Raw genomic sequence first — 13,984 nt, 5'->3', positions numbered from 1 at the left:
AGTTTACCCCTTATTTTAAGACTTTGTCTTCACCAAACCATTTTTCAGAGATTTTAGCGGAAGTGCCATCTTGATTCATTGTATCTAATGCTTTTTGAAGCTCATTTAATAGTGCTTCATTGCCTTTTTTAACACCAATGCCATATTCTTCTGGAGCAAGTGACTCATCAAGCTGCTTAAATACATCTTTTTCCTTGGACATGTAATAGTCTGCAACGATCTGGTCAATCACTACGGCATCAATTCGGCCGATTTTCAAATCGTTTAATGCCAGTACGTTATCTTTATACTCCACCACATTTTTCAATTTAGACTTCATTTCATTTGCATTTAGCGCATCAGCAGCAGAAGACAGTGATTGTAGACCCGCCACTTTTCCCTCAAGGTTGTCCATTTTCGTGATATCCGATTTTTTCAGAGTCACAATGACTTGAGCGTTTTTCAAATATGGCTTTGTGAACAATACTTTTTGTTTACGCTCATCAGTAATCGTATATCCATTCCAAATCAAGTCGATACGACCACTGTTTAATTCGGATTCTTTTGAACTCCAGTCAATCGGTTGAAACACTGCTTCTCTTCCCATTTTTTCTGCCGCTGCTTTTGCTAAGTCTATATCAAATCCAACGATTTCGTTCTTCTCATCTCTAAATCCCATTGGAGCGAACTTATCGTCGATACCAATAACTAACTTGTTTCCAGTAGAGCTAGAAGTTGATCCCCCACATCCTGATAACAATAAAAGAATAGCGCTAACTAATAGAACGAACCCTGTTAATCTTTTCATGATGTTCCCCCCAAAATCATTTGTTTATCATATTAAAGTATTAAAACGTTAACAAGGTATCATGTTATCATAATAAATTAAAAGAGTCGATAGCTTTGGATAATTTTTTTATCTATAAAGTAAAGAGAATCAAAAAATGACAAAAAATCGAAAGAGCTTCCCATCTGGCAAGCTCTCCACTTTGTCATTCTACTGCTCCTGTCAGGTGCTACTTTTCCAAAATTACACTGATTGGCTTAAAAATCATTTCGACTAATGTATTGGGGCCTGCCATGTTCTGCAAATCCAACATGGAAAGTACCCAGCCAATAAGCAAAAGGCCGGCGAAGGCAATTTTGTCCCGCTTGGGATGATTTTTCATTCTTGGCCATTCAAACAGAACAATAAGTACAACGATGAAAGTGACGCCCAAAATTACACTCCATCTCATTTGGTTTGCACCTCGTTCTCTGGGATTGCTCCCGGTACATTGATTAGACCTGGTCGCTTGATATACGCTTTCACATGCGTGTGAACTTCCAGTTTTACAAAGGTTTCGGTCCAATTATCTTTTACCTTTGCCCACTCTTTTGGATATTTCCGATGAAATGCTTCTCCGAAACCGAATACATCTGCTTTCATTTCTTTTTGAACCCGGTTTAGTGCGATTTCAACTCGTCGTACGATATCTTGACGAACATCCTTTTCGATTTTCCTTAACAATTGCGGATTGAGCAGGTCGAGATTGGTTTCATTTTGAACCAGATCACCTTCTGCTTCGATGTTTATATTCATAATCCATTTTCCCTCATTAATTTCTGGAACTAGTTTCGTTGTTTCTTTCACTGGCTGAAGGGAGATCGAACCTTTATTTTCTTCTGTTTTGACTGAAACAGTCGTCGTGATAATATCATTTCGAATCCACAAAACCCCTCTTGTTTCCCTCTGCGATAAACGACCAATCATCTTGTCCTTATGAAAAACAGCGCTTCCGAACAAAAACGGAATCGTGTGCAGTTTCATTTCATTTTTACGCTGAGGCAAGATTTCAACAAAAGGAAGAATCGCTGATTTAGAATCTTCTCGTAACATTACCTGTAAATCCTTCATCGTAACAGTCATTCCTATCCGAAGATCAGATAATTCACGAAGAACTTCGCCAGAATAGCGCTCTAGAGGAGGCATTAATTCCATAATGGTTGATGCTTCCCCTTTACTTATATACATATAGGAACGTTCTCGAGGCTCGGGATGACGAAGCAGAAAGTCCATCTCTCTGGCAATCCCTCTTTTCGCCATCTCTTCGCCAAATACATAAACTTTGCAATGTCCCCAAAACAATCTGCGCGGCAGCTTTGTTTGAAGCTTGGACATCGCATCAGCCATATTGATCCCCTCTCCTGATCTGACCAACGTCAAATTTTCAGTTGACCCCCCGCCAGTAATTCCTCCACCAGATAATGAACGAGGAGCAAACACTTGTATCGTAAGCTCAATCTTGTTGTCTTTTTTCGCATCGATTGCTGCCGCTGTGATGATCGCCAAGTCGTTTAACTCAACCCGATCCCAGCATCCACTAATCAGCAGTGAAGGCAATAAAACGAAAAGAATAAATTGTGTTCTTTTCAATTCATAACCCTCCTTTTGAGCTAAATGTTATCCTGGATGTCCGTATCTTTTTTAGCAGGAGCTTTCTTTTTCCTAAAAAAGGCGATTATGAGTAACAAGCCGGGAATTACCGTTTGAAAAAGCGTCCCATAAAAAGGAAATGCAACAATATCAAACTGTTCTACTTTCGCAACATCCGAAAAAGCCCAAAAACTGAACAATGTGATAAGAAAACCCATCGGAAGAACAATCGAGCGTTGATCGGATAGCCTCATCCATTGTGAAGCTGCAGATACGATCACATAATAAAACACAGTTATTTTTAAAAATACTCCTGTCACCCATACTGCCATGATAATTGACTCGATATTCTCGATAAAATCGGCGATGCTGATGTATCGAAATGCAAGCATGATCGGAAATCTTCTTACGGAAACCTCCAAATCATACAGAAAAAGGGCAACCAGATTGACGGAAACCAAAACAATCATTACGCTTGTAACAGAAATCATACTCCATTTGATACTCTTGTTCTCATCCGTTACGAAAGGTAAAAAAAACGAAATGACAAAAACTTCACCAAACCATGCCTGCGGCTGGACAGCCCCCCTCAAAGAAGGAATCAGCCCGTTTTCCAAAATCGGTAACATATTCTCTGGTCTTAAATCTAAATAGAGAAATACGAACAGCGTCGGTAAAGGGAGTAAGAATAAGGGAGCAAATACTTGAGCTACGCGAGCAACTACCTCCACACCACTACGAACGGCAAAAGAACAGACAAGAATCATGACTCCAATTACCACAATCATCGGTGTAAATGCGAGAAAAACTCCCTTCACAAATTCCCCATACAGCCGAACAATGGAACCAGTTATCTGTAAAAAAAAGACCAGGTACAAAAAACCAACTACTTTTCCAAGCACTTTTCCGAGAATGTGTTCACTGTATTGCATGAACGATTGTTTGGGATAAATTTTATGGAGTTGAACTGCGAGATACACCGTCAGAAATCCAATGGAAGAAGCCCAGATTGGTGACATCCATAAATCGTTTTTCGCTAATCTTCCGGTTGTCGCAGGCACACTGAGAACAGCGGTAGCCACGATGGTGGGATACATCAATAATGCCATTTGAATAGATGAAATTTTCCTTTTCTCTGTCACCTGTTACCCACCCCAGATATGCCTTTCCTCAACAGAGCAATGACCATAAGCAGGAAAGGAATGATTGTTCCAAAGAAAGTTAAATAAAATGGTCCAGTGAATGTAACAAAATGACTCAGATCTTCAAATCTCGGAATTCCCCAGATACTAAACAATAATGTTAGGAAACCAATTGGTAAAATAATGGGCCGATAATCCGACAATTGAAACAATTGTGCGGCACCGATCACGTTTGCATAGTAAAAGACGGAAATTTTCACAAACAGACCGCCGATCCAGAACGTCATAACCACAGCTTCCAGATTCTCAAAGAAATCAGCAAGACTGACATAGCTGGCTGCTCTCATAAAAGGATATACCAGTGTCGATACAGTGTTTCCAAATAGGAATAGTATAACCAAGTTGCTAATTACCATGGCCCCCATGACCAGACAAATGAAAATGCCCCCTAACTTTCCGCATCTTTTCGTATCTGTTACAAATGGAATCAGAAATGCAATAAGAAACACCTCACTGAACCAGCCAGCAGGAATAATTGAGCCCATTATGGAAGGTTTCACACCATTTTCAAGGACTGGGAACAGAAATTCCGGTTTCAAATCAGGCAACAGCAAAATATGAACCAACAAAAATAGAAACATAAATGCAGGGAAAAACACGAGAGCTATCCTTCCCAATACTTCTACTCCACCTCTAACCGCAAATGAGCATACAAGCAACTGAGCTCCCATGACGACATTAATAGGGGTCATAGGCAATATCACGCCAACTGTAAACTCAGCATACTCTCTTACAATCACACCATTAATATGAAGAATGAAAAACAGATAAAGAAAACCTAGTATTTGACCGGGGAATTTACCAATAATCTGTTGGCTGTACTGAATGATCGATTGCTTGGGAAACAGAAGACCTAAATAGCAAATAATATAGACAGAAATAAACCCGACAATCGATCCCCAAATGGGTGAAAGCCATAAATCATTCTTGGCATGCGCAGCAGTGATACTAGGAACAATCAGAATCCCTGTTGCTAAAATGGTAGGAAATATCATTACACCCATTTGAAAGGCAGATATTCTTCCTTTTTCCATGTTCCCACCCTCTTTCGCAAGTCAGATCTTTATTCCCCTCCTTTTTCAGGCCCAGGCTTCATTCCTTTCGTTTGCCTGTATTGATTGTACTCCCCAGTCAAGTGAGGTCGAGAATCCATCGCCCACCAAGGGCCTCTAATCAGAACATCTTTTAATTCATTTGTTTTGAGAGCTGCCACGGAGGACAAATAAGGGACTCCGAAGGAACGAAGACTGCACATATGAATGACTATCGTAATAATCCCAAGCATGACACCAAGCAATCCGAGTGTTCCTGCGAGAATAATGATTGGAAAACGAAGTAATCGGATGGCAATCCCTGCAGGATACCGAGGCATCATAAAAGAAGCGATTCCGGTAATTGCGACTACGATGACCATCGGTGCTGAAACAAGTCCTGCCTGAACGGCAGCTTGACCAATAACAAGCGCACCCACGATACTAACGGCTGCACCCACCTGCTTTGGCAATCGGACACCGGCCTCACGTAATGCCTCAAAGGTTACTTCCATTATTAAAACTTCGATAATTGCCGGGAAAGGCACTGCTTCACGAGCGGATGCCATACTGATTAAAAGCGAGGTAGGCAACATTTCCTGATGAAATGTAATTACAGCAACGTAGAGGGCAGGCAGCAGCAAAGAAATACCTAGAAAAAAATAGCGTAACCAGCGAATCGCTGTACTCGAAATAAAGTGCTGATAATAATCCTCGCTCGATTGTAAAAGCGAAAAGAAGGTTATCGGTGCAATCAGTGCAAATGGAGTGCCATCAACCAAAATAGCGACTCTTCCCTCCAGCAAATTTCCACAGACGACATCTGGCCTTTCTGTACTGATGAGCTGCGGAAAAGGAGAAAACGCATAATCCTGAATCAATTCCTCAATGTAACCACTTTCCAGAATTCCATCGATCTGGATGCGGCTTAATCTATTTTTGACTTCTTCAACCAGGGTATGATCTACAATTCCCTCAATATAGGAAATGGTTACTTTCGTCTTGGTAAAGTCTCCAATGACCAATGATTCCATTTTTAACAATGGACTTTTTATAATTCTGCGAATGAGAGAGATGTTAACAACGGCTGATTCGGTAAATCCTTCCCGCGGGCCACGAACACCCCCCTCTGCAGTAGGTTCACTAATTGCACGTTTTTCCCATTTGCAAAGAGCCAAAGAGATTCCGGATTTCACACCATCAATCAGAAGAATCGGGTCCCCAATTGAAATCGAACTGATGCATTCTGAAATGGTATTGATTACTCTTACATTTGAAATCGCTAATCTTTGTTCAATTAATTCTTTCAAGGTGATCTCTGCATCAGTTGATTCCTTCATCAGTGGAGCTAGTACGTTTTCATCGATTTCCTCAATATTCGAAAGGGCATCAATATAAATTAGAAGTGCATGTATACTCCGGTTGATCAAAAACTTGCGAAATACCACATCATTACATTTTGTATATAGGGATCGAAGAATTTCTTCATTCAGATATAGTTCCTCATGAAGTTGGTAAGAATCATAGGGATTTTCCTTCTTCATATGAGCAGATGCCCTTAGGCGTTTACGAATCAAGGATGACCAACCCTTTCTTTTGTTCACCTGGTCATAATGTAGTAACAATTATTCTTTGCATTTTTTTCTTCTTTTAGCAAAAAAAAACGGCTGCCGAAGCAACCGTACATTCTTATACTAGCTATTTACCCAAAAGGATTTCATAGGGGATTGCATGACGGATTCTCCCGTTGCGTCCCGTGGTCGTTACTGCTTTACAAAGTGAGTTCCAAATTGCTTCTTCTACCGCATCTACTGTCATCTCAAATAATTGAGAAATTGCTTCCCCATCCTCTACCAAGTAAGCACAGGAATGAGTTGCGTGTGAAGGATAATGAGCAAATCGGTGAGCCGTTGAAAAGGAAATCACGATATCACCACTTCCATGTGCGGCAAACGAACCCGTCCGAGACAGTCCAAAGCTTGCACGTTTGGCAATCCGATGAAGTTGTCTCTCATTCAACGGGGCATCTGTCGCAATGATGATCATAATGGAGCCGTCTGGGGTTTTTTCGTCTTGGTCTTGGTCTTCTACCTTGTCCACATGCCTTCGATCTTTAAATCTTGGCGAAATGAGATCATCGGGGCTTCCGAAGTTGGAGAGTACGAGAACACCCACTGTGTATTGCTTGGAACTGATCATGCTGATCCGTGAACTCGTTCCGATTCCGCCTTTGTAACCGAAGCAGGTCATTCCAGTTCCCGCACCAACGCAGCCTTCTTCTACTTCTCCAGTTTTCGCAGCTTGAATGGCGAAAATAGCATCTTGAGGCTGAACATGTAAGCCCCGAATCGTGTTCAAATACCCATCATTGCACTCGCCAACAATGACATTAATGGTTCCCGTTGTATCTCCAATGTCTTGGTTTTGCTCCAGCATATAGCGAATGGTTCCCTCTGCTACGGCTGGTACGGAGAGTGTGTTGGTCAGAAGAATGGGGCTTTCTATCAGCCCTAGCTCCTGTAACTGTACTGTCCCAATCGTCTTGCCAAATCCGTTGATGACATAACTGCTTCCCAGCACCTTCTCTTGAAAAAGATTGCCTCCATGCGGCAAGATAGCGGTTACCCCTGTCTGGACAATCTCGCCGTTTTCCCCATCAAACGATAATGTGCGATGCCCGACCAGAACTCCTTCCACATCGGTAATACTGTTTGTTTTCCCCGTCTCAAATCTGCCAATTTCTATCCCTAACTCACGAATTCGGTAACGAGTCTCCACGTTTATTCCCCCGTGCGCTGCTGATTCGCAAGGAACTGACTTTGATAGCGCTCATGCAGGCGCTTCGTAATTGGTCCTGGCGCACCGAATGCAACCTGGTTGCCGTTTTCGCTTGAAAGTGATCGAACTGGCAAGATTTCCATCGTTGTACTCGTAATGAAAACTTCGTCACTTTCCATCAGAAATCCAATCGTGATGTCTTCTTCTTTCACCGGAATTTCTAGTTCATTTGCAATCGCCAACACATTGGCTCGTGTAATCCCGTGCAAAATCCGTTTGGTTGCCTGTGGAGTATGTAGTGCCCCATTTTTAACAGCAAAAATGTTGCAGCTTGAGCCCTCTGTAATTACACCATCCCGATGAAAAATGGCTTCGTAAAATCCTTGAGAAACGGCATTTTGTTTTGCCAGGATATTTGGCAAAAGGTTGAGCGATTTCACATAGCAGTTTGCCCAGCGTTCGTCTTCCATTAGGAGAACAGCAACTCCATCTTTTCTTGCTGTTTCAGAGATGGTTCGAGCAGGTCGAATGGTCATCGAGGTGGAGGCAGGAACATCCGGGAATAAGTGCTGTCTAGGTGAAATCCCCCGTGTCACCTGGATATAGACCTCTGCTTCCTGCAACTGTGATTTGGTCAGTCCTTCCAGAATAATCTGCTCCAGTTCGCTTACAGTATAATTCCCCTTTAACTGAATTGCGTCGGCGCTTCGTTCCAAACGGAGTAAATGTTCTCGCATCAAAAACGGTTTTCCGCCATATACCCGGATGACCTCATACACACCATCTCCAAACTGATGGCCACGCTCGTCGATTGGGATTACTTTTTTGTCAGCATCAAGAAAAGTTCCATTAAAAAATGCAATCGTCATGATCTTGCCTCCTTGTGATTGACTGTTGAACCTACAGCTTACGCATAATTGTTTCCAGTGGGCCTCTTCCGAATTTCTTTTGCCAGAAATGAGAGAACGCAATTGTCACCAAGAAATACGCCAAAGAGTAAACTACGGCAAATGTCAGTGATCTATTACTAAGAATACCAAAGACTTGAAGAATGCCAAGCCCTATAATCACATGAGAGACATAATGAGTTAACGCCATTTGACCCGTAGTAATGAGAGAACGAATACTGAATCTGGTCTGGTATTTTTCAGCAAGTGAAACGGATGCCAGGATCACTAGAATAGCTGTGTTGGTAGCTGAGATCATATATAGCAAGGTAGGAGGCATCGGCTTTGTCTGAAACAGATATGTGGCAAATTCCAGTCCGATAAATGAACTGCTGAACTTGATGGCTGCCCATGAGAACAATTCACTCCCAAGAAAAACTCCCCCACATACTGTGAGCAATTTGTTGCGTACAGCAGAATCGGTAAAAGAGAGCCTGCCGAACAAGCAGCATCCACTGCGAGCAAACCATGACAAATGCAGCACTTCCGAGTAACATCCGACTTGATGAGCAAATAGGCAGATCGCTTCCAGACGACTACTCGTTGCTCCTGTACCTCGATTGTACTACCCAACCGTGCTTTTCACGTACCATAAATTGTTAAAAGTACACAATATTTTAGATAGTCGACGAAACAAAAAACGCCAAGGCAATCCTTTTTACTGATTGCTTGGCGTTTTGGATGCATTTTTACGACAAATGAATCAATTTCTCGAACTTCTCTCTTGTTCCCTGTTTAGCTCTTAATCTGACTTAAAATATACGGATCCTTAATTTTGTTATCCTGTGCGAGCATAATGATTTTCGACAGAATTTCAGATGTCTTGGGATCTTCGTCCATAAACGGCAAGAAGATTCTGCCCCGATGCTGTGCATGAACAGGAATAATGTAGAGTGCACCTGTAGCCTGCTTATAGACCATGCCGCTTCCCAAATGGACACTGTATTCGCCCAAATTCCCAGCAATATGCGCAAAATTTCCTTCGATTCGAACATTGAGTACTTTCATCAGACGTAAGGATTCCTGAACAATTGCTTTTCTCATTTCAATGGTAGTGAGACTTGCCTCTGGATCGACCCCACCGACGTGTGCGACGCTTACGACCAGATCCACATCTCTCATGATTTCGGAGAAAATATGCTTAGGTATGTTGTTCAACGTAAGGCTCTGGTACGTATGTCGATCAAAGAATTCGACTGTTTCGATCGTCGGGCTCTCTACTTCTGAAGGTGAGAACCAGTCAGCCAGCGCATAAATCCTTGCGATGATGTTTTCGTGATGGTAGACCTTCTGTAGCCCTTCTTCGTAACTGACCGTCCACATCCGATTTTTCAACAAAGCTACCGTTTTTCGTGGCTGTACCTGATGTCCTGCATATCTGCGTGACAAGGTGCCACTCGCCAATTCATCTTCATTTGGCAGATAAAGCTCTCTGAAGACTTGCTTGAAGGGTTGTTTGATTTGTCTTGTAAACAGGTCTCGCTGATAATCGCTCCAACAACCATTTTCATATAAATCGACAGGATGAGCAATTACCGCTTCATCCTTCTCTTGGATGTTGTATTGTTTTCCTCCGACGCCAACCAGAACTCTATTCGTGAAATATCCAAAGTTGTCATCAATTTTTAGTACTAGTTTTGTAAGCAATGGCGCAATGACTGGATTTTGCACCAGATTGGTTAACTCATGAAGGGTGAATGTGCTTTTCATTTCCATGGATCGTTCTAATTCCATCTTGGCTCTGGAGTATTGATCTTTTAGTTCAGCCCTGATTTCTTTTAAAGCGATAACATGCTCGTGTTTATTATATTTGGCGGGAACCGATTTCAACTCTTTGTTATTCTTACTCACTTTAATAGATCCTTGTCCGCCTGTATCGATAACAAGCTGAATCGTCAGATCGTCAATTGTTGTCGGCTCCAGATAATGCAGGATGTCACCAATTTTCATTGCTTCCATATCCCATTTCAAACGGGTAACATCTTTATACCCCGCATTTCGAGCCAGGTTTTCAAGCGAAATCGTTGCAGCCTGGGCTTCACTTGCACGGCGTTGTGCTCCGAATTTTTTGCTTTCTTTCAGGAATTTCTGGATAAACTCATACCGCTCCAACACGTCTCTCTCGTTATCCGTCTCAATCGGAATCAAGCTGTAGCATAACAAATGGTCTTTATTTCTTTTCGATGCGGCAGACTGCCTCATTTCATCCAATTTCAATTTACCAAGTGTCGCATCTGCAAAAAGCTGTGACCTTCTGTGGTTTGATCCACCAGAGATGTACTTGGCACACTTATACAAGACAGAAAATCTCTTTTCTCCCAACTGGTGATAAGCATCTTTAAACCACTGGATGTCAAATGCTCCATTATTAAAATCTTCGGGTGCTATTGGCGAGTAATGAGCAACAATCGTTTCCTTTTCTGCGGAGAATGACTCATTGATATGGGCATGGAAGTACCAAGCCGCACTGCGTAGCCCATCCCATTGCAGGTATGTATCGATCAGATCAAGCCACTGCGGAGCATACATTGCTGCTTCCAAAAGTCTTGTTTCCGAGATGTTTTTCCCTTTTAGCTTCTCTCGTAATAATCCCTCATCCTCACCAGCTTTTGGATGACATACCTTAAGGAGGTGGCTAAAGGTCTCTTTCTTCGTAATACTGTCCCCGTACCCGTAAATATAGCCACGAACAAATGACTCCTGATCCAGACCTACCAAAATTTGAATAAAGGTATCCATTCCTTCGATATACTTGATTTGCATTGCAAGTGGAGTTACGTCTGTTGGCAAATCACCTCGGTTTAGTTCGATTTCCAAAACCCGTTCAACCAACCGATCTCGCAGTGGCAGTATTTCGGGATATTTATTTACTATATTGTTCTTAGGCGTGGTCAGTTGATACAGATGGTGTCTGCTTCTGTCTCGAATCATTAGTTCTTTAAAGAAGAGATTTTCATCGATGATGTTCAAACGGAATGCTCGGCAAAATTCCTCTGTCGATATGTCAAAGAAGTGCTCATAGTCACATAGCACATACAATTGATACTTGTGTTGAAAATAATCCTCGAACGCTTGATCATCATGGATAAACTCTCCTGCCCAGCGTAACCATGGCTCTGTCAAGAAACGAAGTAATCTCCCTTTCCCTCTGCATTCTTCTTCCGGGATGGTGTTTACTATCTTCGCAAGAACCTGGTTGGCAATACTGAAAATCTCTCTCTGATCCCCATCACGAAAGAAAGCATGAACGATACTTCTAACTTGTGAGTAGTAATCGGATGACCATTTGTCCATCTCATCGATTTTATCAAGAGGATATGCCTCTGTTAAAAAGTTGTTAACCCACTCGACTAACCACGTATTTTTTTGAATATCTAAGTAATCGTAATCTTTCGTATAATATTCTTTTACTTCATTACCATGTAAGTAGAAAACAAGCTGGAGCAAATCAGCCGCACGTAAACTGCTGCCTTCCAGATACGCACTCCATACGTCGGAAAGGGGGTAACGCTCGATCCGCTTCTGCCCTGGATCCAATCTATGAACATTCATCTTTCGTAAGTTCGATCCGACAAGATACGTCTCTTTGTGGCCGTTATACCACTCAACTTCATATTCGTGTTCACGATGGATGTGTACCAGATCAGCTAATCCGTTGAGAAATTCCTTCATTTGATCAATAGATAGCGTGAACACTTCTTTAGTTTGAAAATCGTCTACGTTTATTCGGGATGTATGTACCAAATGCTCTATCGTCGGATCAAACAATCCAAAACCATTCTTCACATTGAATTCTTCTTTTTCAAAAAGTTTAGCGAGAAGCACTTTTTCTTTCTCTGTTGAGAGTTCAAGCGCTGCGATCTTTCTCGTCAATCGCTCAAATTGCTCGCTCTGTTCCTCATTTTCTTTTAGCTCTGAAATCATCTCAAGAGCAGCTAATCGTTGAAATTCATTTTTGCTTTGGACTAAACGGTCTATGGAATCTTCCAGTTCTTCGCTAGTTACGCCGAGCAAAAGCTTGAGTGCGCTTTGCCGGAGAGCCCCACTTTTTAATAAAAGCACATCTTCCAACGCTTTAATTTCTCTCTGAGTTAAAGGTATTTGTTTCAGTTTTGCTAACGCCGTCTCTCTAATTCTCGTGCTTTTATCCGACAAGCTGGAGAGTATGAATTCCCTTTGAACCGGATTGTCGTGATCATTGGTGAAAAATTCAAGCAAGTCGTCTCGTGTATCTGGACTTATCATATCCTTCAAAGCAACCAGTTCAGCGATACAATCGAAATCAAAGTCATATGCGGTGATATACATCATTTTTTTAGCAATCTGATCCGTTGAGAAGGTAATATGATTCCACTCGTACACCTTGGATGGAAAAGAGATTTCTTTCTTGACCATTCCTTGTAGCATCTTTTTCATTAGGTGAAACTGACGATTTCTTTCTTCTTTGTTTTCCAGATGAGGCAGACGATAGATGCTAATGGTGCGCTCTCTACTATTTTCCCAAGAATAATAATAAGAAAAACTGTAGTTTTCTATTATCCAGTAGCGAAGTTCAAGGTCGGACTCTTCTAAATACTGCTGTGACAAATCGTATTTCAACTCGTCATTTTGGCTTTGTGTCAGAAAGTATTGAGCGACAATCTTCTGATAAAGTTCGCCATTTTGCATCAAGTGTTGAATCTTCGCATAGAGACTATATTCCTCAAAAACAGAGGCAGCCCACAGGCTCATATACATTTGATTTACGTCATTACTATATATCCATTGTTCACGAATCGCTTCATCGGTTAAACAACTGTACGCATATTGGATGCACTGCTTGACTATGCGTGTCTGTACAGACTCAAACGGAATTCCCGTCCATACAGCCAATGCCCTGACAACCGAGCTATACCTGATCAGATCATTCTCAATGATAATTTTCAATAGGTAAATTGAGGCTTCAATAGTCCCCTCATCCATATTCTCGACGATGCTTTGCCGTAGTCCTTCCTGAAGTCTGGCGGCAATGAGCAACTCACCCATGATATGGTATGCCTCTTGGCTATGGCTTTGGAACATGCCACGAATCATAACAACTGATAGTAGTGCAGTGTTGTTATCACCATAGATGATCTGTTTGAGAGCTTGCATAACTTCATCGTTGCCATGATCAATTTCAAACGCAATGATATGACTAATTATGCTGTCGTTAATCTCATAATCTGCCTCAGAAAGATAGGAGGAAAGGGAAAAATTTTTGGTGTACAGGTCGATAAGTGACAGCAGCTTATCAAGGATTCGTTCTTTGTGGCATGCTCTGTTCGAAGTCCTGAATGGCCTGCGATAATAGCCTTTACTATATGGGTAATCAACGGAATGAGTCAGTATGTAACAAAATACTTCACGATAATAATCTCCCAGTAGCTTTCCTGTGAGATCGACGAGGGGGTCAAAATAATGTAAATCTTCTTCTCCTGCATACTTGTCTAATACCGTAGTTAATTCTCTATACTGTTCCCAACTTGCATATCTCTTTTCACATTTGTTTAACAAAATAAAGGCCAGGAGCTTCGCTTCTTCACTTAATTCTTCTGCCTTACCAATTAACTCTTCTGTCATTGCTATCGTTCCGTGCATCATATGGTTCAT

Annotated in this window: 10 protein-coding genes; all 10 read right to left on the bottom strand. The window is 41.7% G+C overall.

Annotated features, from left to right (window positions below; all coding sequences use genetic code 11):
- Positions 1–10: 10 nt before the first annotated feature.
- Entirely contained in the window at positions 11–787 is a 777-nt protein-coding gene (locus tag ACPW7N_RS21780; RefSeq protein WP_425653424.1) for an amino acid ABC transporter substrate-binding protein, read from the bottom strand.
- Between the two features lie 208 nt (positions 788–995).
- Positions 996–1,217 (bottom strand): hypothetical protein, encoded by a 222-nt coding sequence (locus tag ACPW7N_RS21775; protein WP_425653423.1) that lies wholly within the window; start codon positions 1,215–1,217, stop codon positions 996–998.
- Entirely contained in the window at positions 1,214–2,395 is a 1,182-nt protein-coding gene (locus ACPW7N_RS21770; protein WP_425653422.1) for a Ger(x)C family spore germination protein, read from the bottom strand. The genes ACPW7N_RS21775 and ACPW7N_RS21770 overlap by 4 nt, the downstream gene beginning before the upstream one ends.
- 20 nt (positions 2,396–2,415) lie before the next feature.
- On the bottom strand, positions 2,416–3,537 hold the full coding sequence (locus ACPW7N_RS21765; protein ID WP_425653421.1) for a GerAB/ArcD/ProY family transporter: 1,122 nt from the start codon (positions 3,535–3,537) through the stop codon (positions 2,416–2,418).
- On the bottom strand, positions 3,534–4,631 hold the full coding sequence (locus ACPW7N_RS21760) for a GerAB/ArcD/ProY family transporter (RefSeq protein WP_425653419.1): 1,098 nt from the start codon (positions 4,629–4,631) through the stop codon (positions 3,534–3,536). Before ACPW7N_RS21760 ends, ACPW7N_RS21765 begins: the two co-directional genes overlap by 4 nt.
- Positions 4,632–4,660: 29 nt before the next feature.
- On the bottom strand, positions 4,661–6,172 hold the full coding sequence (locus ACPW7N_RS21755) for a spore germination protein (protein WP_425653447.1): 1,512 nt from the start codon (positions 6,170–6,172) through the stop codon (positions 4,661–4,663).
- Positions 6,173–6,326: 154 nt separating this feature from the next.
- The gene (locus tag ACPW7N_RS21750; protein ID WP_425653446.1) at positions 6,327–7,412 is read right to left on the bottom strand and encodes a DmpA family aminopeptidase; all 1,086 of its coding nucleotides are present in this window, start codon (positions 7,410–7,412) and stop codon (positions 6,327–6,329) included.
- Positions 7,409–8,275 carry a D-amino-acid transaminase gene (dat, locus tag ACPW7N_RS21745; RefSeq protein ID WP_425653418.1) on the bottom strand — a complete coding sequence of 289 codons (867 nt, stop codon included), beginning with the start codon at positions 8,273–8,275 and terminating at the stop codon, positions 7,409–7,411. The genes ACPW7N_RS21750 and dat overlap by 4 nt, the downstream gene beginning before the upstream one ends.
- A gap of 31 nt (positions 8,276–8,306) precedes the next feature.
- Positions 8,307–8,828 carry a DUF418 domain-containing protein gene (locus ACPW7N_RS21740; RefSeq protein WP_425653417.1) on the bottom strand — a complete coding sequence of 174 codons (522 nt, stop codon included), beginning with the start codon at positions 8,826–8,828 and terminating at the stop codon, positions 8,307–8,309.
- 260 nt (positions 8,829–9,088) lie between these two features.
- Positions 9,089–13,975 carry a DUF4132 domain-containing protein gene (locus ACPW7N_RS21735; RefSeq protein WP_425653416.1) on the bottom strand — a complete coding sequence of 1,629 codons (4,887 nt, stop codon included), beginning with the start codon at positions 13,973–13,975 and terminating at the stop codon, positions 9,089–9,091.
- Between the last annotated feature and the right edge of the window lie 9 nt (positions 13,976–13,984).

It is taken from the genome of Brevibacillus nigriterrae (assembly GCF_049846925.1).
In the GTDB taxonomy this organism is placed as follows: Bacteria; Bacillota; Bacilli; order Brevibacillales; family Brevibacillaceae; genus Brevibacillus_H.
The sequence above is the reverse complement of the archived record's forward strand: the minus strand, read 5'-3'. Positions and strand labels throughout refer to the sequence as shown.

What these genes read in the sequence shown, in the direction of transcription:
- ACPW7N_RS21735 (WP_425653416.1), bottom strand. Translation starts at nt 13,975, where the DNA reads ATGATGCACGGAACGATAGCAATGACAGAAGAGTTAATTGGTAAGGCA.
- dat (WP_425653418.1), bottom strand. Translation starts at nt 8,275, where the DNA reads ATGACGATTGCATTTTTTAATGGAACTTTTCTTGATGCTGACAAAAAA.
- ACPW7N_RS21755 (WP_425653447.1), bottom strand. Translation starts at nt 6,172, where the DNA reads ATGAAGAAGGAAAATCCCTATGATTCTTACCAACTTCATGAGGAACTA.
- ACPW7N_RS21775 (WP_425653423.1), bottom strand. Translation starts at nt 1,217, where the DNA reads ATGAGATGGAGTGTAATTTTGGGCGTCACTTTCATCGTTGTACTTATT.
- ACPW7N_RS21760 (WP_425653419.1), bottom strand. Translation starts at nt 4,631, where the DNA reads ATGGAAAAAGGAAGAATATCTGCCTTTCAAATGGGTGTAATGATATTT.
- ACPW7N_RS21780 (WP_425653424.1), bottom strand. Translation starts at nt 787, where the DNA reads ATGAAAAGATTAACAGGGTTCGTTCTATTAGTTAGCGCTATTCTTTTA.